Here is a 23,536-nt window from a genome sequence, read left to right as displayed (position 1 = left end):
TGTCGTCGGCGGATCCGAGGCCCTCGGGCCGTTACGACGACGCTGCGATCATCAGCGCCCCGTATGCCGATCTTGCCCTGCGCCTGGTGGGTGCCGTGCGTTAGCATCGTCGCCACCATCGGATCGGGGGGATCTACGTGGGCAGGGGGATATCGCGCCGCCGTCGGCTCCTCGAGACGCGAGAGCATCTGAGGGGAGCTGTCGTCCATGTCCATCAATGACAACGTCGTCGACCGACTGTCGGTGTCGCTCGGGGTCGACGCCCCGGCCCCCGATTCCGTCGCCCGCCGGCAGTCCAATTACGACACACTGGCCGCACGCATCGACGTGGGCGTCGATCCCGAGTACATCGCGGCGTTCGAGAACTTCCACGGCATGGAGCACGCCGACATCCACCGGTTGTCCCAGAGCATCAACCCCGTCGCGATGACCACCCTGGCCACCGAATGGGCCGAGCTCGGAAAGGGTTTCAGTCTCACGGTCGCGTGGGGCACGCTGATGATCCGAAAGCTCGTCTCCCAGCACTGGGAGGGTGCGGCGGCCGACGCTGCCATGGACGCGACCGTGCGATTCGGCGAATCCGCACAGCAACTGTCCGATGCCGCACGCGCGACGTCCGAGAAGCTCCGCATCGCCGCCGACGTCGGTGAGCGGGTGCGATCGTCCGTCCCCCCGCCCTCGGCGAACACGTCGTCGCTCCTGTACGCGCTCGATCCCGTCGCGGGTGCCGCCGCGGCCCGGCAGGAGGAGGCCGCTCGCGCCCAGGCCGTGCGGGTGATGGAGGCGCTCTACAAGCCGTACTACCGCGATTCCGGCTCGGCGGTCCCGGTACTGCCCTCGCCGTATGCCGCCACCACGAGTCGAGCAACCGAGGGCTTCGTTCCTCAGAGCTACGGCACGTCGGCGATCGGCGGCACCCAGGCGGAGGGTGGCACGGCGGGGATCCCGAGTAGGAACGGAGGAGGTCCGGACGGGCCGACACCCGCGGAGGCGGAGAACCGTACGCCCGCGGAGACTCTCGGAGAAGACCCGGGCGCACGCGCGAACAACTCCGATTCCGCCGGTGGAGCAGGTTCGAACGATCCTGCGGCGACCACTCCTGCGGCCGCCTCCCCCACTGCGACCGGCGCCCCGGGAAACCCGACAGGTCACTCGTACGGTTCTCCGTCCGCCGGGACGGGTGGAGGTGTCGGGGGTGGTCTACCGGGTGGCGGCTCGGCCGGCGGGGCGTCACCTGCGGCCGGTCCCTCCCCGCTCGTCGCGGGAGCCGCGCCCACCGGCGGTGTGGCCGGTCGACCCGCTGCTGCCGCGACTCGCGGCGCAGGCGCTCGCCCGTTCGGGATGATGCCGGGAATGGTCCCGCCCGCCTCGTCCCGCGGCGACGAGCAGGACAAACGCGTGGCGAGTTATCTCGTCACCAGCGACAACGGGAACGAACTGATCGGGTCGTTGCCCGACACCGCCCCGCCGGTTCTGGGGGCCTGAGGCTGTGAACCGGCACCTCACACCCGACCGATTCCTGGCCTCCTGGACCGCCGCGGGCGGCGACGATTTCCCCTTCCCGCTGCGCTACCGAACCTCGGTCATGTGGGAGGACGAGCACGCCGCGAACCTGCGGGCCGCCCGGGCGTGGCGGAACGAGACACCCGACCCTGCCCTCGACGACGCGATGCGCATCCTGCTGACCGGCCGGATTGCGGTGGAGGTCTACGGCCGTTCGACGGATCCGGCGTGCGAGGTCTTCGTCCGCGCCGCCGCGACCGGCGAGCAGGCCGTCCTCGCCCGTCAGACTCCCGTCGCAGGCGATATCCGCATCACCACGACCACCGACCTCGCGGGCGCGATCGTCGGGGAACTGCCGGTCGTGGCCGCGGGCCGCGAACCGGCATGCACCGCGCCGAGCCGCGAGGTGCTCGAACCATCCGAAGCCGGAGCAGTCCGCCGTCCGGCGGGTGGCACGCACGCAGAGTCGTTGCGCCGGTTGCTGCGTCGCGAACGCTCGGCCACCGGCAGCATCCGCATCCTGCGGTACGCACATCCGGGGTACACACCCGTCGCCGACATCGGCTGGTTCGACGTCGTGGACGACGGCCGGTATCTCTTCCATCCCGGTACCGATCTCCGTGTCGCCCCGGGCACCGTCGACGCATTCGTCCGGGAACTGTCGACGCAACTGTCCAGGCTGTCCCCCGAAGGTCGGAACGGCGTCCTCCGGCCGTACTGAGCGTCGTTCGGACCCCTCACCGAACAGGCCTGTCGTCTAGGCTGGCGACATGACGGACCGGGACCGCACACCCGACGGCAGGCCGCAGAACGCGCGTCCGCGCGACGCCCTGGGGCGCCCGCTGCCGCCGGGCGAAGAAGGCGTCGAACGCATTCCCGACGATATCGACCTCGATGTCGAGGAGACCATCGCCGAAGGTCAGCGTCTCCTCGATCACGGTTTCCCTTTCCACGCGCACGAGGTCTTCGAGGCGATGTGGAAGAAGGCGCCGCCCGAAGAACGTCCCCTCTGGCAGGGTCTCGCCCAGCTCGCCGTCGGTTTGACCCATCTGCTCCGGGGCAACCCGACGGGGGCCGCGTCACTGTTGAAGCAGGGGCAGGCCCGGGTGCGGCACTACGAGGACGAACCGCCGTACCGGCTCGACATCGACGGTCTCTCGAGCTGGGCCGATCATCTGCTCACCGAGATCGCTCGCGACGAAACCGTTCCCGCTCCCCCGACCCCGCGCCTGAGGATGCCCTGATGCCGATACTTCCCATGTTCCCGCTCGGCACCGCGCTGCTTCCCGGATCCGACCTGCCGCTACGCATCTTCGAACCGAGATATCTGCAACTCGTCCAGGACTGCGCGGCCTCGCCGGACGGCCCTCGCTTCGGTGTCGTTCTCATCGCCCGGGGACACGAGGTGGGCGGAGGCGAGCAGCGACACGATGTCGGTACCGTCGCACGGATCGTGGTCGACGACGAGGTCGGTGCAGGTCGTCGTGAACTCGAATGCATTGCAGAGGAACGCATTCGCGTCACCCGATGGCTTCCCGACGATCCCTACCCGCGCGCGGAGGTGGAGCCCTGGCCCGACACCGATTCGGGGCCGGTGGATTTCGCCGCGATCACCGGACCGATGGGCCGGCTGTACGGGGTACTCGATCGCCTCACCGACGGCCGGGCCCCGCTACCTCCCGCCACCACCGAGCTGCCGGACGATCCCGGCGCGCGACTGTTCGCCCTCGCCCGGTACGTGCCGATGGGGGAAGCGGACCGTTATGCAGTGCTCGCCGCACCCGGTCCGGCCGAACGCATGGCGGTGCTGCTCGAAGCGATATCCACCGCAGTCGATCTCGCGGAATGGAAGCTGAAGGGCTGAGATATCAGGCCGTCCGGTCAACGGGAACACGCCTCCTGTGACCACCCGGTTGCGGGCTAGGGTCCGTGGCACTGCTCGTTCCCGACCGGAAGGCACACCGATGGATACCGTCGAGCAAAGGCTGGCCCGGCTCGAAGCCCTCGAAGAGATCAGGATGCTCAAGCATCGCTACTTCCGGGCGTGCGACGCCAAGGACCCGGAAGCGATGCGCGGATGCTTCGTCGCAGGGCGCGCCGACATCTACTACGGACCCGCGCTGGGCAGCTTCGACGACGCCGACGCCCTGATCGACATCTACTCACGCATCGCCCTCGAACGGCTCGACGACCGTTACGTCGTGCTCGACATGCATCACGGCATGCATCCGAGCATCCACCTCACCGGACCCGGTACCGCCACCGGCGCCTGGACGCTGCGGTTCCGGCAAGTGGATCTGCGCGCCCGCACCGAACGGGTCACCGCGCTCGACTACGACGACGACTACGTGGTCGAGAACGGCACATGGAAGATCTCCCGCTGCCACGTGAAGGTCCTGTGGTCGATCCAGCGGGCCCTCACCGACGACGTGGAAGTGGTGCAGTGATGGCAGAAGCAAAGGTGGCGCTGATCACCGGCGCGAGTCGCAGTGTCGGCAAGGGCATCGCGTGCGCTCTCGGTTCCGACGGTTGGACCGTCTACGTCACCGCCCGTGGCCCGGTCGACGTCGACGGTCCGCTCGACCACACCGCGGCGGAGATCACCGCCCGCGGCGGCCGAGGCATCGCGGTGCAGTGCGATCACCGCGACGACGCGCAGATCCACGACCTGTTCCGCCGGATCGCCGACGAACAGGACTCCCGGCTCGATCTGCTCGTCAACAACGTGTGGGCGTCACCGCCGGGCTTCGCGGGGTTCTCCGAACCGTTCTGGAAGCGTCCGATCAGCGACTGGGACAGCCTGATCGACGTCGGGCTCCGCGCACACTATGTGGCGTCCGTCGAAGCCACACAGCTGATGGTGCCGCGCGGCGACGGGATGATCGTCAACATCTCGTCGTTCGGTACGCGCGGTTATCTGCACTCGGTGCTCTACGGCATGTCGAAGGCCGGCCTGGACAAGATGGCCGCCGACATGGCCGTCGAACTCCGCGGAACGGGGGTCACCACCCTGTCGCTGTGGCCGGGCCTGGTGAAGAACGAAGCCATGCTCGCCCGTGGCATCGACAACTTCGAGGGCTTCTCGTTGGCCGATGCCGAAACTCCCGAGTTCATCGGGCGGGTGATCGTCGCTCTCGCAACCGATCCCGAGGTGAACGCACGCAGCGGCCGCACCCTCGTCACCGCCGAGGCCGCCCTCGATTACGGCATCGTCGATGTCGGAGGCAACCAACCCGCTTCACACCGGGAGATCTTCGGGGGCGGGCCGCTGTTCTGATGTGTGCAGGTGGCAGGCCACCCGGCCGCCACCTACCACTTCGGTGACCGCAGGTCGCACCTCCCGGCACACCGGCATGACCAGCGGGCAGCGAGTGCTGAACGCGCAACCGGTCGGCGGGTTCGCCGGATCGGGCAGCTCCCCGTCCAGACGGATGCGTTCGCGGCGGCGCTGGCGCGCCGGATCCGGAACGGGGACCGCGGACAGCAGAGCCTGCGTGTAGGGATGGGCCGGTTCGGTGAACAGGCGCTCCGTCGGTCCCCACTCGACGATCCGTCCCAGATACATCACGGCCGTGGTGTGGGCGATGTGACGCACCACCGCCAGATCGTGCGCAATGAACAGGTAGGCGATGCCCAGCTCCGCGGAAAGCTGCTCGAGCAGAGCGATGACCTGGTTCTGCGTCGAGACATCGAGTGCGCTGACGGCCTCGTCCGCGACCACCAGTTTCGGTTCCACCGCGATGGCCCGCGCGATCGCGATGCGCTGACGTTGCCCACCGGAGAACTCGTACGGATACCGGTCGGCGTGCTCGGCGCGCAATCCGACCTGTTCGAGCAGCCGGCCGACCTTGCGCCGGCGTTCGTCCTCGGTGAGATCGGTATGCACCTGCAGGGGTTCGGCGATCGCATCCCCGACGGTGTGCGACGGATCCAACGACGAATACGGGTCCTGGAACACCATCTGCATATGACGTCTCGCGCTGCGCAGTTCGCTTCTGTCCAGCGCGGTCACGTCGACACCGTCGAGCACCACCGAACCCTCGGCGACATCGACGAGTCGCAGGATTCCCCGAGCCGTCGTCGACTTGCCCGAACCCGATTCACCGACCAGAGCGAACGTCTCGCCGGGGAAGATGTCGAAGTCGACCTCGTCCACGGCACGCACCACCTGCTTGCGACGCGACATCCGCCCCCCGACGGGGAACTCCACGCGCAGCCCACGAACCGTCAGCAGTGGCTGCCTGGTCTCGATGTCGACGAGTTCGGCGGTCATCGGTTTCCCTCCAGCATCAGATCGTTCACCCGTGCGCAACGCGAGACGCGCTCGTTCCCCAGCGCATGAAGCGGTATCACCGTGTCGCATTCGTCGAGATGGTGCGCGCAGCGCGGCCCGAAGCGGCAACCCGCCGGCATCGTGCCGGGTGCGGGCGGGGAGCCGGGAATGGTGTGCAGGTCGCTGCGACCGTCGATGGTCGGAACCGACCGCAACAGGCCTTGGGTGTACGGATGTTTCGGAGCTGCGAAGAGTTCCTCGGTGCGGGCCTTCTCGACCACCTGCCCGGCGTACATGACGACCACCTCCGTGCACAGGTCGGCCACCACCCCGAGATCGTGGGTCACGAACAACACACCCATGTCGAACCGCTCGGCCATGTCCCGGATCAGGTCCAGCACCTGAGCCTGGATCGTGACGTCGAGCGCGGTGGTGGGCTCGTCGGCGATGAGGAGGGACGGTTCGCACGCGAGCGCCATCGCGATCATGACCCGCTGTCGCATGCCCCCGGAGAACTCGTGCGGGTACTGACGTACCCGGCGGGCCGCATTCGGAATCCCGACGAGGTCGAGTACCTCGACGGCGCGCGCCAGCGCGGCCTTCCGGTTCACGCGACGGTGCCGCCGCACCACCTCGGAGATCTGGTCGCCGACCGTGAAGACCGGGTTCAGGCTCGTCATCGGTTCCTGGAAGATCATCGCGATGTCGTTGCCGCGCACGTCGGCGAGTTCGCGGTCCGGCATCGCCAGCAGGTCGCGTCCGCGGAACCGGATGTTTCCGGAGACGGTGCGGGACTGGTTCGCCGGCAACAATCGGAGGACCGACGAGCAGGTGACGGATTTCCCCGAGCCGGATTCGCCGACGAGACCGACGAGTTCACCGGCCGCCACATCGAAGGAGACGTCCTGCAGGACCGATGTCCAGCCGGAACCGGTCGCGAATTCGACGCCGAGGCCGTCGACGCGCAGCAGTGGTTCGGTCATCGTTCGCTCCGGTTCTCGCGGCCCACCGAATCACGGATTCCGTCGCCGAGGGTGTTGCAGGCCAGTACGGCCAGGATGATCGTCAGGGCGGGAATCACCACCGGCCAGGCCGTGTAGTTCCATGCTTCACGCCCCTCCGCGAGCATGCGGCCCCAGCTCGCCTCCGGTGGCTGGACACCCAATCCCAGGAAGCTGAGTGACGACTCTGCGAGCAGAGCGAAACCGCACGCCAAGCTGATCTGAACGATCAACGGAGACAACGTGTGCGGAAGGACATGCATACGAACGATCCGTGTGGTCGGGGTTCCGATACTGCGCGAGGCCTCGATGAAGGTGCTCTCGCGTACTCCGATGACGGCTCCACGTACCACGCGGAAGAATCTGGGGCCGAACACGATTCCGATCGCGATCATCGCATTGGTGAGATTGGTACCCATCACGCCGACGATGGCCATCGCCAGCAGCAGCGGCGGGAAGCTCAGGAAGGCATCGGCGACACGGGAGAGGATCGTGTCCCACCAGCCGCCGAGAAAACCCGCCATCAGGGCGGGCACGACCCCGATGAGCAGTCCGACGGACACCGAGATGATCGCGGCGGAGACCGCGACGCGCGCACCGTACAGCAACCGGGACAGTGTGTCTCGACCCAGATTGTCCGTACCGAGCAGATATCCGTCCGACAGCGGAGGCAGGCGACGCGCGGTCAGGTCCTGGACGATCGGGTCGTACGGTGCGATCAGCGGGGCGAGCAATCCGAGGACGGCGATCAGCAGGAGGAAGACGGCCGCCACGACGGCTCCGGGACGATTCCGGAACCGCCGCAGGAATCTGCGGCGTGGAGATTCGCCGGTGGCCACGGTCGTGTTCTCCACCGGCGTGGAGACGGTGAGGTCGCTCATGCGGCGCTCCTTGTTCTCGGATTGAGGTAGCCGTAGGAGATGTCGACGAGCAGGCTCATGATCACGGTGGCGAAGACGCCGAAGATCACGACTCCCTGGATGGCGGGCAGGTCGCCGGAGAGCACCGCCTGCACCGCGAAATCTCCGAGGCCTTTCAGTCCGAAGACGGATTCGATGACGGCCGTGCCACCGAGCAGGAAGGCGATCTGCATGCCCAGGACCGTTGCCGTCGGGATGAAGGCGTTCTTCAGGGCATGCTTCCACAGGACGCTGCGCCGGCTCAGGCCCTTGGCGGTGGCGGTGCGGACGTAGTCCTGCTGCATCACCTCGATCATGGAGCCGCGCAACTGGCGGGCGATCTCGGCCGCCGCGGCCAGTCCCAGTGCGACGGCAGGCAGCAGCAGGTGACTGAGCCACGGCCACACTCCCTTGGCGAGGGGGGTGTAGCCGGTGGCCGGCAGGACGCGCAGGGTCAGCGAGAAGACGAGCACGAGGAGCAGACCCAGGACGAAGTTCGGCGTGGCGACTCCGAGCGTCGATCCCACGCCGGTGGCACGATCCTGCCAGCTACCGGGCCGGCTGCCCCCGACGATGCCGGCCGGGATCCCGACGAGCAGCGCCACGACCACGGCCACCATCGCCAGCGAGAACGTCACCGGCAGGCGGTCGACGATCATGTCCAGCACGGGCGCCTGATAGGTGAAGCTCGTACCGAGGTCGCCGCGAACGACTCCGAACAGGAAATCGAAGTACTGCACGAGGACCGGCTGGTCGAGGCCGAGTTCCTCGCGGACCGCCTCGATCTGCTGAGGCGTCGCCGACTCCCCGGCGATCCGGTGTGCCGGATCGCCGGGGATCAGGAAGATCAGACCGAATGTGATGGCGGTGGCGATCATCAACAGTGGGACGATCGCCAGCAGGCGCTGACCGATAATCCGAAACATTCTGCACTCCCTGTGGTTTCACGGATCCGTGACGATCACGGTCATGAGACCGTGCGACTGCCTGTGTCAGGGGGCGGCCACGCCGACACCACGCCACTCGTCGACCACCCGGTTGGGCTCGTAACCCACCAGCCTGTCCGAGGCGACGGCACCCAGCTCGGCGAACGCGATCGGCAGCATTGCCGCATAGTTCATCACCACGGCGTTCACTTCACCGAGGCGCACCGCGCGTTCTGCGGGGTCGGTGGCGCGGTTGGCCGCTTCCATGGCCTCCCGGAAACCGGGGATCGCATCGTGGGACGGGTTCTGCGGGGAATCCTGACCGTAGAACGAGGTCAGCAGCAGGGAGGGATCGGCGCGGCCGACGAGCGTGGTGAGGATGGCATCGAGCTCTCCCCGGTTGAAGGCGGGGTTGAGGTCCGTCGGCGTCATGGAGCGGATCTCCATGGTGATGCCGACCCGTGCGAGTTGCTCCTGCAGGATCTGCCCGATCATCTGGTTCTCGGGAAGGTTGGACACACCCGCCACGAAGGAGAATCCGTTCGGGACACCCGCGGTGTCGAGCAGCTGCTTCGCCTTGTCGGGGTCGAATGCGTACTGATCGTCGAGGGCGTCGTTGTGGGCGAAATATCCCGCGGGGAAGTTCTGGCTCGCGGGTTCACCGTGCCCTTCGAGTGCGGTCTCCACCACCGACTCCCGGTCCACGGCATGGGCCAGGGCCTGTCGCACTTCGAGCTTGCCGAACTCGCTCCGGGTCCGATTCAGGTTGAGAACGTAGTTGTTGAGGCTGGTCTGCACATTCGTCTGCAGTCCCTGCTGCTCGGCAGGGTCGAGCGACATCGGCGTCGCCATCGCCGCGTCGAGCTGGTCGGAGGCGACGGCATTCACACGGGTCTGCGGATCGGTCATGACGACCCACTCGAAGTGCTCTGCCTGCAACGCTTCCTGATCCCAGTAGTCGTCGCGGGCGACGAAACTGTACTGAGCGCCCGGCTGGGATTCGGTCACCGTGTACCGGCCGGCTCCCGCCGGTTGGAGTACGAGCGCCGCATTCTTGTCCGGGCTTCCGAAAGCGTTGGGGTTGACGATCATTCCCGGCAGGTCCGACAGCGTGAGCACGAGCTGTCCGCCCGGTCCGTTCAGTCGGAGCACCACGGTGTGTGCGTCGGACGCCTCGACCGATTCGACGCCGGCGAGCATCGCGGCCGTGATCGAGTCGGGTTCCAGCGCGCGACGGAGATTCGCCACCACGGCAGGCGCATCGAGCGGTGTGCCGTCCGAGAAGGTCACGCCCTGACGCAGCTTCAAGGTCAGCGTGGATCCGTCCTCGGAGAACTCCCAGGATTCGGCGAGTCCGGGCACCGGATCGGCGTTCCGGTCGCGATGCACCAAACGGTCGTAGACGAGATTCAGCATGGTCGAATCGCTGGTGATCCGAGTCTTGTGCGGATCGAAGGACGACGCACCGTATGTCGTGGCATAACGCAGGGGTACCTGGGGGTCGATCTCCGCGGTGCTGTCGGTTGCAGCCGACGTCCCACAGCCGGCGAGCAGAAGCGCGGCAGCGAACGCGGCGACGACCGAGGTCAACGATTTACGAGACATGAGATTCCTTCGTTTCTGGAGCGGTCGACGGTCAGGACGCGGCGATGCCGACGCCACGCCATTCGTCGATCAACAGGTTCGTTTCGTATCCGACGACCCGATCGGTGAGTGTCGATCCGAGTTCGAAGAAGACCAAGGGCACAGCAAGGACGTTGTCCGAGACGGTCTTCGAGACCTCCCCGAGCCTGTCCCCCCGAACCTGCAGGTCGGTCTCACGGTTGGCGGCGTCCAGCGCCTCCCGGAAGCCCGGTGCAGTGGTGCGGGAAGGGTTCTGCGGTGAATTCTCCCCGAAGAGCGCGGACAGCAGCAGCGCCGGATCGGAACGGCCGGTGAAGGTCGTGAGAAAGGCATCGGCGTCCCCCCGGTAGAAGGTCGGCGACGCATCCGACGGGGGCAGCGGCTCGAGCTTCATGTCGATGCCGACCTGTGCGAGTTGCTGCTGCACGATCTGCGCCACCTGCACGTTCTCGGGGAGATTCAGCAGGATCGCAGTGAACGAGAATCCGTTCGGCAGCCCCGCATCGGCCAGCAGCTGCCGCGCCTTCTCGGGATCGTATCGGTAGTCGTCGGCGAGATCCGGGTCGTACGCGAAGTAGTCCTTCGGGAAGTTCTGCGCCGCCGCTTCGGCGTGGCCCTCCATCGCCGTGTCCGCGATAGCCTGACGGTCGATTGCGTGTGCGATGGCCTTGCGTACCTCGAGCTTGCCGAACTCGCTGCGGGTCCGGTTGAAATTCAGCGCCATGTGGTCGAGCCGAAGTGCGGTCTCCACTCGAAGGCCCTGCTGTTCGGCGGCGTCGATCATCAGGGGTGTGGTGATGGCGACGTCGATGTCTCCGGCCGACACCGCACTGAGACGCGCTTGCGGATCGGTCATCACCGTCCAGACGAAGGTGTCGGTGCCGATCGCCTCCGGGTCCCAGTAGTCCGCCCTGGCGGTGAACTCGTACTCGGCGCCCGGTCGGGACGCCGCAAGGACGTACCGTCCCGCACCTGCGGGCGTGAGCGCGAGTCGTGCATCCTTGTCCGGGTTTCCGAAGGCTCCGGGATCGACGACCATCCCGGCAAGATCCGACAGCGCCAGCACGTACTGAGCACCCGGACCGTCGAAGCTCACCACGACCGTGCGGTCGTCCGATGCGGCGACCCCACTCACACCCGCCAGCATCGGCGCCGTGATCGAGTCCGGCTCGAGCGCACGTCGGAGATTGGCGACGACGGCGTCGGCGTCGAGGACGGCGCCACCGGAGAAGGTCAACCCCTCCCGCAGGTGGAGGGTCAACGACCTCTCGTCGATCTCCCACGCTTCGGCGAGTCCGGGCACCGGCTGCCCGGCTGCGTCACGGTGGACGAGGCGGTCGTAGACCATGTTGAGCATGGTGGCGTCGCTGGTGATCCGCGTCTTGTGCGGATCGAACGACGAGACTCCGAAGACGGTGGCATAGTGCAGCGGCACGGCAGGATCGGCGACCCCGGAGTTCTCGGTGGGAGTCGAACCGCACGCGGTGAGCAGGACTGCACAGGCTCCGATCGCCGCTCCCCACAAGCGGATCGGCGACCTCCTCGACACAACAGCCATGCCACCCCTCTCTCGAAAATGTTCGTACAGACCGGTTTCGGGCAGCCGTACCACGGCTGCCCGATTACCGACCGAACCTATGAGTCTGTGACGCGTCACACTCTGCAGGTCCCGCTGATCGAGATCGGCAAGCACGGGGACGTTCTACGGACGAGGGGTGGTCAACGCGCCCTCGGAAGTCGTGTATGGTTGGACATGCAACGCGGGGTGGAGCAGCTCGGTAGCTCGCTGGGCTCATAACCCAGAGGTCGCAGGTTCGAATCCTGTCCCCGCTACCACCGACCGGCCCGGACTCACACGAGTCCGGGCCGGTTCTTTTGTGGATGCTCCTCGGTCTCGGTACGGCTCCCCCCGGCCGCGCTCACCGAGTAGATTTCGCGGCAGAGTCTCTGCAGAGCGGGAGGGTGGGATGGCCAAGCGCGCGACCGTCGCCGATCGACCACGGACTCCCCGTTGGCTCCGGCCCACGATCGTCGGTGTGCTGCTGGCCGTCGCCTTCTATCAGATGTCGGGCTGGCTGTTCCACAATCTGAAAGGCTTCCTCGGCCTGCTGTTCCTGGCATGGTTGTTCAGCATCACCATCGAACCGATCGTCGATCGGCTCGAACGGTTCGGGATGCGTCGCGGTGCCGGCACCGGCCTGGTGTTGTTCTCCCTGATCGCACTCACCATCGGGTTCTTCGCGGTGTTCGGCACGCTCCTGTTCGACCAGATCGCCCAGTTGCTCACCACACTTCCGGATGCGCTCACACGCCTCACCGATTGGGCGAACCGCACTTTCGACACGAATTTCAAGACCGGGGACGAGCTGCTCAAGATCACGCCCGACACGCTCCGTGATCTGGCGCAACGGTTCACGCCCGGTGTGCTCGGCGTCCTCAGCACCCTGGTCGGTGCCCTGTTCCAGATCCTGACGCTTCTGTTGTTCGTCTTCTACATGTCTGCGGAGGGGCCGCAGATGCGGCGGACGATCGCGAGCTGGTTCCCCGCCCGGCAACAGCAGTTGATCGCGAACGTGTGGGAGACCTCGGTGGAGAAGGCCGGCGGTTACGTCGTCTCCCGGCTGATCCTCGCCGCCGCCTCGTCGATCTTCACTGGAATCTTCTTCCTGATCATCGGCGTTCCGTACTGGCTTCCGCTCGCGATCTGGACCGGGGTGGTCTCGCAGTTCATCCCGACCATCGGTACCTATCTCGCAATCGGTCTCCCCGCGCTCATCGCCGCGGTGCAGCAACCGCTCGACGGCGTGTGGGTGATCGCCTTCGGCACGATCTACCAGCAGGTCGAGAACTACGTGCTGCACCCACGCATCACGGCCCGCACCGTATCGATCCACCCGGCGGTGGCATTCGGTTCGGTGATCGTCGGTGCCACCCTGTTCGGCCCGGTGGGCGCTCTGGTGTCCGTGCCGGTGGTCGCGATCCTGCAGGCGCTCGTCGAGTCCTTCGGGCACCGCTACGAATTGATCCCGGAGGTGGGCGGGGAGGAGCCGGACCCGGACAGCCCCGACCTCACGGCCGACAGTGACGACTACGACTGAGAAGCGAGACGGGGCCGGTCGCACGATCTCCTCGCGCCCGGCCCCGCCGTCGTTGCCCGGTCGGACGATGTCCGATCAGACGATGAGCTTCGCCGCGGTCGCAGCGACGACGTCGTCGGTGCTCACACCGGGCGCCGTCTCGACGAGCTTCAGTCCCTCCTCGGTGACGTCGATGACCGCGAGGTCGGTGATGATGCGCTGCACGCACCCACGACCGGTGAGCGGCAGAACGCACTCCTCGAGGATCTTCGGGTCGCCCTTCTTGGTGACGTGATCCATCATCACGATGACGCGCTCGGCGCCGTGGACGAGGTCCATCGCGCCGCCCATGCCCTTGACCATCGCGCCGGGCACCATCCAGTTGGCGATGTCGCCCTTGGCGGAGACCTGCATCGCGCCCAGGACCGCGACGTCGATCCGGCCGCCACGGATCATGCCGAACGACTGTGCCGAGTCGAAGTACGACGCACCGGGGATCGCGGTGATCGTCTCCTTACCGGCGTTGATGAGCTCGGGATCGAGTTCGTCCTCGGTCGGGTACGGGCCGACGCCGAGTACACCGTTCTCCGAGTGCAGGATGACCTCGACGCCGGGCTCGAGGTAGTTCGGCACGAGGGTGGGCATGCCGATTCCGAGGTTGACGTACTGGCCGTCCTCGAGTTCCTCGGCGACGCGTGCCGCCATCTCCTCGCGGGTCAGCCCCTTCTTCGTTGCCTGTGTCATGAGCGCACCGTCCGGTTCTCGATGCCGACCTCGACGGGGCCGACGTGTACGACACGCTGCACGTGGATGCCGGGCGTGTGGATTTCGTTGGGGTCGAGTTCGCCGGGTTCGACGAGGTGCTCGACCTGCGCGATCGTGATGCGGCCCGAGGCGGCGGCCGGCGGGTTGAAGTTGCGGGCGCTCGCGCGGTAGACGAGGTTGCCGTGGCGGTCGCCCTTCCAGGCGTGCACGAGCGCGTAGTCGGCGACGATGCCGCGTTCGAGCACGTAGGTCTCGCCGTCGAACTCGCGGGTCTCCTTCGGCTTCGACGCGAGGGCGATACCGCCGTGCCCGTCGTAGCGCAGCGGCAGTCCGCCTTCCTCGACGGCCGTGCCGACCCCGGCGGGCGTGAAGAAGGCGGGGATGCCCGCGCCACCGGCGCGCAGGCGTTCGGCGAGCGTGCCCTGCGGGGTGAGCTCGACTTCGAGTTCGCCGGCGAGGTACTGGCGCGCGAACTCCTTGTTGGAGCCGACGTACGACGAGATGGTGCGGCGGATGCGCCCCTTCTCGAGCAGCAGACCGAGCCCGAAGCCGTCGGTACCGCAGTTGTTGCTGACGGTCTCGAGGTCGGTGGCGCCCTGTTCGAGCACTGCATCGATGAGTATCTCGGGGATGCCGACCAGGCCGAACCCTCCGACAGCGATCGTGACGCCGTCGGGGATGTCGGCTACGGCCTCGGCGGCGGAGGCAACGACTTTGTCCATGTGTGCCACGATACCCTCATGTGTACGTCATGTGAACTACCGTCCGCGATGCGAACACATACGCGTAGGATCGTTGCGGGTGCACAACGGCGGCACTAACCTGTTCGCATAGCGTCCATCCGTCCACATCGCGAACATTTCGGATCGGAGGTCCGTGTCTTCCTCATCCCCCGGCGCCGGCTACCGGGGCCCGCTGTTCGACCCCGTCTTCGGCGCGGACGAACTCGGTGCCGCCCTGTCGGACCGCGCGTGGATCGGCGCCCTACTCGACGTGGAGGTCGCGCTGACCCGTGCGGCAGCTGCACTCGGCCGCATCGAGGACGCCGACGCCGACGCCGTCGCGACAGCGGCCGCGTCGCTCGCCGGTGATCTCGATCCCGCCGACCTCGGACGACGATCCGCGGCGGGCGGCAATGCCGTCATCCCCCTGGTTTCGTTGCTGCGGGAGCGAGCCGATGCTCCCGCGCGGGCCGTGCACATCGGCGCGACCAGCCAGGACGTCCTCGACACCGCGCTGATGCTGCTCGCCCACCGCGCGGGCGCCATCGTCGTGGCGAACCTGCGCTCCGCGGCCGACGGCGCAGCCCGTCTGGCCGCCACGCACCGTGAGACGCCGATGGTCGCGCGCACCCTCGGCCAGCAGGCGCTGCCCACCACCTTCGGTGCTCTCGCGGCCGGCTGGCTCCTGTCCCTGGACGACGCCGTCACCGAACTCGGCCGCGCCCTGTCCGTCCTGCCCGCGCAGTACGGCGGGGCCGCAGGCACGCTCGCCGCCGTCCATCCCGACGGCTTCGCGTTCGCCGACACCGTCGCCGACCTGCTCGGACTCGCACGTCCCGTCGCCCCGTGGCACACCGCACGCACTCCGATCACCACCCTTGCAGGCGCACTCGGCGTCGCCGCGGGTACGGTCGCGAAGCCCGCCACCGATGTCGTGCTCATGGCGAGCACCGAGTTCGGCGAGGTGAGCGAGGATGCGCCCGGCGGGTCGTCGGCCATGCCGCACAAGCGCAATCCCGTCGCGGCCGTCACCGCGCGTGCCGCCGCCCGGCGCGTACCCGGTCTCGTCTCGACGATCCTGTCGTCGACCGACCACGAGTTCCAGCGCGCCGCCGGCGCCTGGCACGCCGAATGGGAGACGCTCGGCGACATCCTGCGCCTCACCGGCGGTGCCGCGCACCAACTCTCGGTGAGCCTGAACGGGCTGCACGTCCACACCGACGCGCTCGACCGCAATCTCGCGCTCACCGGCGGAGCGATCCTCGCCGAGAAGGTCACTGCCGCACTCGCCGAACACACCGACGACGCACGCTCGATCGTCACCGATGCGGCGGTCGCCGGCAGGCGGCTCGACGAGGACCCCGTCGTCACAGCACATCTCGATCCGCAGAACGTGCGCGAACTTCTCGACCCCACACGCTATCTCGGTCATGCCGCCGACATCGTCGATCGCGTTCTCACCCGCCACGACACCACGAACCGAACCACAGGAGGTACCCGATGACCGTCATGCTCAACTACGAACAGTACGGCGACCCCACGAAGCCGACCGTCCTGTTCCTCGGTTCGCTGGGTTCGGACCTGTCGATGTGGGCACCGCAGATCCACTCCCTGTCGCCCGACTGGAACGTCGTCGCGGCCGACCATCGCGGACACGGCCCCTCCCCCGCGCCGTCCGGCCCCTACACGATCGAGGAGCTCGCCGGCGACGTCGTCGCCCTGCTCGACTCGCTCGGACTCGACGCCGTGCACTACGTCGGCCTGTCGCTCGGCGGTGCCGTCGGACAGTGGCTCGCCGCGCATCACCCCGAACGCGTGCGCACACTGACGCTGCTGTGCACCTCGCCGGCCTTCCAGCCCGCCCAGCCCTGGTACGACCGGGCCGCGTCCGTTCGCAACGACGGCCTCGCCTCGATCGCCGACTCCATCGTCTCGCGATGGTTCACTCCCGAACTGGCCGAGCACGATCCGGATCTGGTCACCCGCCACGTCGAGATGGTGAAGGGCACCACCGACGAGGGCTACGCCGCATGCTGCGAGGCGCTGGCGACCTGGGACGGCCGTCCCGATCTCGCGCGGATCGTCGCGCCCACCCTGGTGATCGCCGGCGAGCAGGATCCCGCCACCCCGCCGTCGACGATGCAACAGCTGGCCGACGGAATCGCCGACTCCGCCTTCCACGTCGTCTCCCCCGGCGCGCACCTCGCCAACGTGGAGCAGGCGGGACGGATCACAAAGCTCATCCGCGAACACATCTCGTGCGCCACTCCATCCGCCGCGCACCGCACCGCGGTGTTCGAGGAGGGACTGCGGGTGCGCCGTTCCGTCCTCGGTGACGCCCACGTCGACCGGTCCATCGAGTCGACCACCGAATTCACCCGGCCCTTCCAGGATTTCATCACCCGCACGGCATGGGGCGACATCTGGGCACGTCCGGGCCTCGACCACCGCACCCGCCGCCTGCTCACCCTCGCGATCCTCACCGCGGTCGGCAACGAGCACGAACTCGACATGCACATCCGCGCCGCCCTCCGCGCGGGGATCGATCCCGACGACCTCGTCGAGGTGTTCCTGCACACCGCGGTCTACGCGGGAGTCCCCAACAGCAACCGCGCGTTCGCGCTCGGCAAGCAGGCACTCGCCGACACCGAGGGAGGCACGGGGTCGTGAGCACTCCCGACGTCACCACTCCCGAGGTCGCTCGCGAGAACCCGGGAGCGTCAACAGATTACGTGCAGTCGCTGGCCCGTGGCCTGTCGGTCATCAAAGCCTTCGGTGCGCATACCCAGCGGCAGTCGCTCTCGGACGTCGCCCGCGCGACCGGCCTCACTCGCGCCACCGCCCGCCGATTCCTGTTGACGCTCATCGAACTCGGCTACGTCCACACCGACGGTTCCCAGTTCTGGCTCACCCCACGGGTGCTCGAACTCGGATACAGCTATCTGTCCGCGCTGACGCTTCCGGAGGTTGCGCGGCCGCATCTCGAATCGCTCGCCGAGAAGGTCAAGGAATCGACCTCGGTGTCGGTGCTCGACGGAGACGACGTCGTCTACGTCGCGCGAGTCCCTGTCAGCCGCATCATGACCGTCACCATCACGCTCGGCACCCGCTTCCCCGCCTACGCGACCTCCATGGGACGAGTGCTGCTCGCCGGCCTGACCGACGACGAGTTCGAGGCCTATCTCGCCCGCGCCGATCTCGCACCCATCACCGGCAACACCGTCACCACCGCCGAGGAGCTGCGCGCCGAGATCGCCACGGTACGTCGCAACGGATACTGCGTGGTCGACCAGGAACTCGAAGAAGGCCTGCGATCACTTGCCGCACCGATCCGCGACGCGTCGGGAACCGTTGTGGCGTCGGTGAACCTGTCGACCCACGCGGCCCGCTACCGGATGGAGGTCGTGCACGGCGAACTCGTCCCGGCGCTGCTCGCCACCGCCGAGGCGATCTCCACGGATCTCGCCCGCACCCAGACCCACCAGTGAACAACCCCGATCGAGGTACATCATGACCGACGTAGTGATCTGCGAACCCCTGCGCACCCCGGTGGGCCGGTTCGGTGGTGTTCTGAAGGACATCGCCCCCGAGGATCTTGCAGCCACCCTCATCCGCGAACTCGTCACCCGCACCGGCATCACCGGCTCCGACATCGACGACGTCCTCCTCGGCCAGGCCTCCCCGAACGGTGAAGCCCCGGCCCTCGGCCGCGTCGCCGCCCTCAACGCCGGTCTCGGCGTGGACGTTCCGGGCCTGCAGGTCGACCGCCGCTGCGGCTCGGGTCTGCAGGCGATCCTGCAGGCCGTCATGCAGGTCCACACCGGCGGCAGCGACCTGATCCTCGCCGGCGGCGCCGAGTCCATGAGCCAGGCCGAGTTCTACGCGACCGGCATGCGCTGGGGCGTCAAGGGCGAAGCCGTCGCACTGTCCGATCGCCTCGCCCGCGCTCGCGTCACCGCCGGTGGCCGCGACTTCCCGGTGCCCGGCGGCATGATCGAGACCGCCGAGAACCTGCGTGCCGAGTTCTCCATCAGCCGTGAGGACCAGGACGCGCTTGCCGTGCAGTCGCACCAGCGCGCCGTCGCCGCGCAGAAGAACGGCGTGTTCGCGCAGGAGATCGTGCCCCTCACGGTGCCGCAGCGCAAGGGCGATCCGCTGGTCGTCGACACCGACGAACACCCCCGCGCCGACACCTCGATGGAGTCCCTCGCCAAACTGCGCCCGATCCGCGGCAAGATCGATCCCGAGTCGACCGTCACCGCGGGCAACGCCAGCGGCCAGAACGACGGTGCCGCTCTCGCGATCGTCACCACCGCCGAGAAGGCCGCCGCGCTGGGTCTGCGTCCACTGGCCCGCCTCGCGAGCTGGGCGGTGGCCGGTGTGCCGCCGCGCACCATGGGTATCGGCCCGGTGCCCGCCACCGAGAAAGCCCTCGGCCGGCTCGGACTCACGCTCGCCGACATGGACGTCATCGAACTCAACGAGGCGTTCGCCGCACAGGCCTTGGCGGTCACCCGCTCGTGGGGCATCGAGGCCGACGACCCGCGCCTGAATCCCAACGGCTCCGGCATCTCGCTCGGACACCCGGTGGGCGCGACCGGCGGACGCATCCTCGCCACACTGCTGCGCGAACTCGACCGCCGTGAGGGTCGCTACGGACTCGAGACGATGTGCATCGGCGGTGGCCAGGGGCTCGCCGCTGTATTCGAGCGCATCGCCTGACGGCGAGTGACGGTATTCGACCGTAGCGCCCGACGTTCCCCGCACGGTGCTCGCGACGCGATCCTCCGTCGCGAGCACCGTACGGTGTCCGTCACTCCGGCGCGACCCGCACGAGCATCTTCCCGAAGTTCTTCCCTTCGAGCATGCCGATGAACGCCTCCGGGGCGTTCTCGAGTCCGTCGACGATGTCCTCGCGGTACTCGAGCTTCCCGTCTCGGACCCACGCCGAGACCTCACGCAGGAAATCGCCGTACATCTCCTTGACGAATTCGCTCTGGATGAACCCGCGGATCGTGAGGCTCTTGGTGAGAATCGAGTTGAACAGTCCCGGAAGACGGTCCTTGCGGTTCAGATCTGCACCGTTGTACTGCGCGACCAGACCGCACACCGGAATTCGCGCGTAGGTGTTGAGCAACGGCCACACCGCCTCCTGCACCGGTCCGCCCACATTCTCGAAGTAGACGTCGATGCCGTCGGGAACTGCCTCGGCCAGCGTGTCGGCGAAGTTCGGGTCGCGGTGGTCGATCGCCGCGTCGAAACCGAATTCCTCGATCAGCGCGCGGCACTTCTCCTGCCCACCTGCGATACCGACCGCGCGCGCCCCTTTCAGCTTCGCGATCTGCCCCACGGCAGATCCCACCGGCCCGGTGGCGGCAGCGACGACGACGGTCTCGCCCTCCTTCGGCTGCCCGATCTTCAGAAGTCCGGAATAGGCTGTGAAACCGGGCATTCCGAGCACACCCACGGCAGTGGATATCGGCGCGGCCCGCGGATCGAGTTTGCGTACCGCGGAACCGTCGAGGACGGCGTGCGACTGCCAGCCGGCACCTGCGAGGACGTAGTCGCCCGGCTCGAGTCCGTCGTACCGCGATTCGACGACCTGGCCCACCGTTCCGGCGACCATCACGTCCCCGAGTTCGACGTGCGCGGCATACGACTTCGCGGTGCTCATCCGGCCGCGCATGTACGGGTCGAGGGACAGGTAGACGACGCGCAGGAGGATCTGACCGTCGTCGACCTCGGGCAGATCCACCGTCTCGAAGCGAAAGTTGTCGGCGGTGGGTGCCCCCTCCGGACGCGAGGCGAGAACGATGCGGGTGCTCTGACTCGTGGTTTCACTCATGCCGACAGTGTGCCGCACGCGGAGGCGTCCTGAACGCCGCGCGGGCACCCCGGCAGGCACGATCTCGCGCCGGAGGGGTGTGGGGTCAGGCGCTGCGCTGCACCTCACCGCGAGGCACCTGATAGTTCGAGAACAGCTGCGAGTGGATGACCTCGGTGAAGGACGGTCCGTCCTGCTCGACCCGGGCAGGACGGCGAGTGGACGAAGCGGTGTGCGAGGCACCCATCTGCGATGTGGAGCGGATCGCCATGTCGATCTCCTCTCGGAAGGCGGGGAGAGGCGGCCACCGGCACCGTACAGAAGGTGCAAATCGGGTGAGCGACCCCTTGGGAGATACATATACCCCGTCCATGCCCGATATGCACCTGTCGCTTTCGGCGTACCTCGCACCGGTCCGTCGGAGGCCCTCGGGAGCTACCTGCGGACCTCGTGACCGTCCGAGGCGGGAAGTACACGGATCGGTGCGCTCGTGGCCGAGTTCAACGCCCCCACCCGGCCACTCAGGGCCGAGTCCGGATCCCAGGCCCGCACGGCGATCGTACGAGAACCTCCGGGAGGCAGGTGGAACCACGAATCCTGCAGGTCACCACCGGTGACATCGAGATGAACGTAGTGCGCGGCGGCCTCGGTTCGCACCTGCACGCTCCAGCCGTCCGGGACCGGTCGAGCGGTCGCGTCCAGCCCGGTTCCACGCTCGACGGCCCGTGCCGGACCACCCACGAGATGCACGGACTCCGACAACACCGCACCGGCGTGATCCACCAGCCGTGCGGTGGCAGTCTCGAATGTGCGCGGCCCGAATCGATACGCAAAATTGACATCGGTGAAGCCGCCTGTCAGCGCAGCCCACGAGAACACCCGGGTTTCGTGCGGATCGAGACACAACGGCAGCGACACGTCCACCGGCACGGCACCCGACGGGGTGTGGGCCTGCACCTGCAGCGTGACGTCGAGGACGTCGGCGGTGTCGTTGATCGCGTCCACACGCAGACCGTCGAGGCCGTCGTCGGTGAGAAGCACGGTGACGGGCGCGAACACCCGGGCCAGCACCCACCACGGTGCCTTCGGGTTCCCGTCGGCGTCGAGCACACCCCATCCGGCACCCGGTTGCAGGTCGCGGGCGGACAGGATCAGGGCGCCGCGACATCCCGATCCGGCTCGTCGCCAGTACTGCAGCACCTCGGTGTACGCCTCGCACATCGCCGCCCGCCCGAGCGCGAGATACCGGGCGGGATCGGCCCACCGCACCTCGGAGGGGTCGACCCCGAAGATCGTGCGCACATAATGGTCTCGCACGTCCTCGAAGTCCCAGGGGGCGCCGTTGTCGCGTGGCACAGCCGCCTTCCACCGCGGATGGTGACCGGCAACATTCACGCTGCCGAACTCGGCTTCGATCGCGGTGTCGGACGGCGGAATCGAGAACGCGAGGCATTCGGCGGCGAAGCGGACGCCGGCGACACGTACGTCACCGATCGGACGGCGGTATCCCCCGACACCGAAGTAGTGCGCCACACCCGAACCGACCGCGATCGGAAGCGTGTCGCTGCCCGGGGGCGCGGACGGCGACGAGGACACCCACACCGCACCCGGCCACTCACGGTCGACGATCTCGGGCAACCAGTCGTCGAGTGCCGCAATCGGCACGCCGGTCAGACCCAGCATGGCCGGTTGCTGTTCGGTCTCGCTCCCCCCGCACAGCACGACGAGAGCCGGATTCCCCGCACACCGGCGCGACAGTGCGCGCACCTCGCCCTCGAGCAGCGAGCGGACGTGCGGGTCGTCGGGCGGGTCTGTCGTGGCGAGCATGACGTCCTGCCACACCATGATGCCCAGTTCCGCACACGCCGAGTAGAACTCGTCGTCCTCGTAGACCAGGGTGCCCGGGATACGGATCGTGTCCACGCCTGCGGACACGCAGCGTTCGAGGATGCGTCGGGTGCCGGCCGGGTCGTTCAGCGCGATGGGGTCGGTCGGTGTCCACACCAGTCCGCGGCAGAAGACGTCGACGTCGTTGACCCGCAGGCCGAAGCCGTCGCCGGGAACCTGCTCCACCGAGCGGAAACCGATGCGGCCCAGTTCGATCCGATGCCCGTTCAGAAGAACGTGTGCCGCATACAGGTTCGGGTCGCCGTAGGTGTGCGGCCACCACCGTCTCACCTCGGGGAGCGTCACCTGCATCCGCACGTGTGCCGTACCGTCGGATCCGTAGTCGGGCCGTGCGTGCGCCGTCGCGCCTTCGATGTCGACGACCGCCTCGGAGACGGCGGCGCCGGCCAGGACGAGATCGATATCGGCGATCCCCTCGGATCCGTGCAGAGCCGTCCGTATCGCACATTCCAGCACGACCGGTTCGCCGGAGCCGACGAGACGCACGGGACGCCACGGACCGACCGGTGCCGGGGCTCCGCCGTAGACCGGGGCACGCCCGAGCATCGTGGCGCGGAACCACCGCAGTCCCTGGGCCGATACGAGCGACGAACGCCAGCGTCCGCGCGGCCTGCGCTCACGGAGTGCGGCGTCGAGCGAGGCGCACCGGATGGCGATCCGCGTCGTCGACGACAGGTGGTCGAGAACGACGGTGAACGGCACGAACATCGATTCCGATGTGGCGACGAGCGTACCGTCGACCCAGACGTCCGCGAGGGTCGCGAGCCCGTCGAAGGTCAGGTACCACGGTCCGTGGCCGGACACCTCGACGTCGGTGACGAACCACCAGTCGCTGCTGTCGGGTGACGACGCCCGGGCCGCCGCGGCGCCGTCGGCATCCCGGATCGCGCCCGCGGCCGTGCCGGGTATGCGGACCGGTAACCAACGACCGTCCTGTGGGAGTTCGTCGGGATGCACCACCGTCCCGGAATCGACTCCGAGGCAACGCCACCGGGTGTCGTGCAGCAGATCCATG

Annotated in this window: 22 protein-coding genes and 1 tRNA gene; 12 read left to right on the top strand and 11 right to left on the bottom strand. The window is 67.8% G+C overall.

Going from position 1 to position 23,536, the window contains the following annotated elements:
- Positions 1 to 207: 207 nt before the first annotated feature.
- The 6 genes from EQ874_RS02625 to EQ874_RS02600 all read left to right on the top strand — a co-directional run bounded on the left by EQ874_RS02625 (position 208) and on the right by EQ874_RS02600 (position 4,780).
- Positions 208 to 1,485: a hypothetical protein gene (locus tag EQ874_RS02625; RefSeq protein WP_129975366.1), complete on the top strand. Its 1,278-nt coding sequence runs from the start codon at positions 208 to 210 to the stop codon at positions 1,483 to 1,485.
- A 4-nt stretch (positions 1,486 to 1,489) separates the two neighbouring features.
- Positions 1,490 to 2,224: an ESX secretion-associated protein EspG gene (locus tag EQ874_RS02620; RefSeq protein WP_129975364.1), complete on the top strand. Its 735-nt coding sequence runs from the start codon at positions 1,490 to 1,492 to the stop codon at positions 2,222 to 2,224.
- A 49-nt stretch (positions 2,225 to 2,273) separates the two neighbouring features.
- Positions 2,274 to 2,747, top strand: a complete 474-nt coding sequence (locus EQ874_RS02615) for a DUF309 domain-containing protein (protein WP_064062480.1) — start codon at positions 2,274 to 2,276, stop codon at positions 2,745 to 2,747.
- A complete protein-coding gene (locus EQ874_RS02610; RefSeq protein WP_064062479.1) occupies positions 2,747 to 3,367 on the top strand; it encodes an LON peptidase substrate-binding domain-containing protein in 621 nt (206 codons plus the stop codon). Before EQ874_RS02615 ends, EQ874_RS02610 begins: the two co-directional genes overlap by 1 nt.
- 100 nt (positions 3,368 to 3,467) lie before the next feature.
- Positions 3,468 to 3,950: a nuclear transport factor 2 family protein gene (locus EQ874_RS02605; protein ID WP_064062478.1), complete on the top strand. Its 483-nt coding sequence runs from the start codon at positions 3,468 to 3,470 to the stop codon at positions 3,948 to 3,950.
- Positions 3,950 to 4,780, top strand: a complete 831-nt coding sequence (locus tag EQ874_RS02600) for an SDR family NAD(P)-dependent oxidoreductase (RefSeq protein ID WP_129975362.1) — start codon at positions 3,950 to 3,952, stop codon at positions 4,778 to 4,780. Before EQ874_RS02605 ends, EQ874_RS02600 begins: the two co-directional genes overlap by 1 nt.
- On the opposite strand, the gene EQ874_RS02595 is transcribed toward EQ874_RS02600, so the two are convergent.
- The 6 genes from EQ874_RS02595 to EQ874_RS02570 all read right to left on the bottom strand — a co-directional run bounded on the left by EQ874_RS02595 (position 4,742) and on the right by EQ874_RS02570 (position 11,783).
- Positions 4,742 to 5,776 (bottom strand): oligopeptide/dipeptide ABC transporter ATP-binding protein, encoded by a 1,035-nt coding sequence (locus EQ874_RS02595; RefSeq protein ID WP_129975360.1) that lies wholly within the window; start codon positions 5,774 to 5,776, stop codon positions 4,742 to 4,744. The genes EQ874_RS02600 and EQ874_RS02595 overlap by 39 nt on opposite strands.
- A complete protein-coding gene (locus tag EQ874_RS02590) occupies positions 5,773 to 6,759 on the bottom strand; it encodes an ABC transporter ATP-binding protein (protein WP_064062475.1) in 987 nt (328 codons plus the stop codon). Before EQ874_RS02590 ends, EQ874_RS02595 begins: the two co-directional genes overlap by 4 nt.
- The gene (locus tag EQ874_RS02585; RefSeq protein WP_129975358.1) at positions 6,756 to 7,658 is read right to left on the bottom strand and encodes an ABC transporter permease; all 903 of its coding nucleotides are present in this window, start codon (positions 7,656 to 7,658) and stop codon (positions 6,756 to 6,758) included. The genes EQ874_RS02590 and EQ874_RS02585 overlap by 4 nt, the downstream gene beginning before the upstream one ends.
- Positions 7,655 to 8,602, bottom strand: a complete 948-nt coding sequence (locus tag EQ874_RS02580; RefSeq protein ID WP_016931573.1) for an ABC transporter permease — start codon at positions 8,600 to 8,602, stop codon at positions 7,655 to 7,657. The genes EQ874_RS02585 and EQ874_RS02580 overlap by 4 nt, the downstream gene beginning before the upstream one ends.
- A 66-nt stretch (positions 8,603 to 8,668) precedes the next feature.
- On the bottom strand, positions 8,669 to 10,207 hold the full coding sequence (locus tag EQ874_RS02575) for an ABC transporter substrate-binding protein (protein ID WP_037221853.1): 1,539 nt from the start codon (positions 10,205 to 10,207) through the stop codon (positions 8,669 to 8,671).
- 31 nt (positions 10,208 to 10,238) lie between these two features.
- Positions 10,239 to 11,783 (bottom strand): ABC transporter substrate-binding protein, encoded by a 1,545-nt coding sequence (locus EQ874_RS02570; protein WP_129975356.1) that lies wholly within the window; start codon positions 11,781 to 11,783, stop codon positions 10,239 to 10,241.
- 201 nt (positions 11,784 to 11,984) lie between these two features.
- Between EQ874_RS02570 and EQ874_RS02565 the strand changes: the two genes are divergently transcribed.
- Together EQ874_RS02565 and EQ874_RS02560 are read left to right on the top strand one after the other, a co-directional pair.
- Positions 11,985 to 12,061, top strand: a tRNA-Met gene (locus EQ874_RS02565).
- 131 nt (positions 12,062 to 12,192) lie between these two features.
- Entirely contained in the window at positions 12,193 to 13,323 is a 1,131-nt protein-coding gene (locus tag EQ874_RS02560; protein ID WP_064062472.1) for an AI-2E family transporter, read from the top strand.
- A gap of 75 nt (positions 13,324 to 13,398) precedes the next feature.
- Here the strand turns inward: EQ874_RS02560 and EQ874_RS02555 are convergent, their stop codons facing one another.
- A complete protein-coding gene (locus tag EQ874_RS02555) occupies positions 13,399 to 14,046 on the bottom strand; it encodes a CoA transferase subunit B (protein WP_016931568.1) in 648 nt (215 codons plus the stop codon).
- Complete coding sequence (locus tag EQ874_RS02550) at positions 14,043 to 14,789, bottom strand: CoA transferase subunit A (RefSeq protein ID WP_016931567.1); 747 nt, start codon at positions 14,787 to 14,789, stop codon at positions 14,043 to 14,045. Before EQ874_RS02550 ends, EQ874_RS02555 begins: the two co-directional genes overlap by 4 nt.
- Positions 14,790 to 14,943: 154 nt before the next feature.
- On the opposite strand from EQ874_RS02550, the gene pcaB reads away from it, so the two are divergent.
- From pcaB to EQ874_RS02530, 4 genes are read left to right on the top strand one after another with little or no spacing between them, the layout of a single operon-like run.
- Entirely contained in the window at positions 14,944 to 16,293 is a 1,350-nt protein-coding gene (gene pcaB, locus EQ874_RS02545; protein ID WP_129975354.1) for a 3-carboxy-cis,cis-muconate cycloisomerase, read from the top strand.
- Positions 16,290 to 17,459, top strand: a complete 1,170-nt coding sequence (gene pcaD / locus EQ874_RS02540; protein ID WP_064062470.1) for a 3-oxoadipate enol-lactonase — start codon at positions 16,290 to 16,292, stop codon at positions 17,457 to 17,459. Before pcaB ends, pcaD begins: the two co-directional genes overlap by 4 nt.
- Positions 17,456 to 18,277: an IclR family transcriptional regulator C-terminal domain-containing protein gene (locus EQ874_RS02535; protein WP_129975352.1), complete on the top strand. Its 822-nt coding sequence runs from the start codon at positions 17,456 to 17,458 to the stop codon at positions 18,275 to 18,277. Before pcaD ends, EQ874_RS02535 begins: the two co-directional genes overlap by 4 nt.
- Before the next feature lie 22 nt (positions 18,278 to 18,299).
- Positions 18,300 to 19,511 carry an acetyl-CoA C-acetyltransferase gene (locus EQ874_RS02530; RefSeq protein WP_129975350.1) on the top strand — a complete coding sequence of 404 codons (1,212 nt, stop codon included), beginning with the start codon at positions 18,300 to 18,302 and terminating at the stop codon, positions 19,509 to 19,511.
- Between the two features lie 91 nt (positions 19,512 to 19,602).
- Here the strand turns inward: EQ874_RS02530 and EQ874_RS02525 are convergent, their stop codons facing one another.
- The 3 genes from EQ874_RS02525 to EQ874_RS02520 all read right to left on the bottom strand — a co-directional run bounded on the left by EQ874_RS02525 (position 19,603) and on the right by EQ874_RS02520 (position 23,535).
- Entirely contained in the window at positions 19,603 to 20,634 is a 1,032-nt protein-coding gene (locus EQ874_RS02525; RefSeq protein WP_064062467.1) for an NADP-dependent oxidoreductase, read from the bottom strand.
- A gap of 85 nt (positions 20,635 to 20,719) precedes the next feature.
- Positions 20,720 to 20,884, bottom strand: coding sequence for a hypothetical protein (locus tag EQ874_RS22810; RefSeq protein ID WP_165369179.1), 165 nt, complete (start codon positions 20,882 to 20,884; stop codon positions 20,720 to 20,722).
- A 164-nt stretch (positions 20,885 to 21,048) separates the two neighbouring features.
- Positions 21,049 to 23,535 (bottom strand): glycoside hydrolase family 2 protein, encoded by a 2,487-nt coding sequence (locus tag EQ874_RS02520; protein WP_242496606.1) that lies wholly within the window; start codon positions 23,533 to 23,535, stop codon positions 21,049 to 21,051.
- Position 23,536 lies beyond the last annotated feature (1 nt).

This window comes from Rhodococcus sp. Q1 (genome assembly GCF_004153645.1).
In the GTDB taxonomy this organism is placed as follows: Bacteria; Actinomycetota; Actinomycetes; order Mycobacteriales; family Mycobacteriaceae; genus Rhodococcus; species Rhodococcus gordoniae.
Note: the sequence above shows the minus strand (reverse complement) of the source record. Positions and strands in the feature narration are given on the sequence as shown.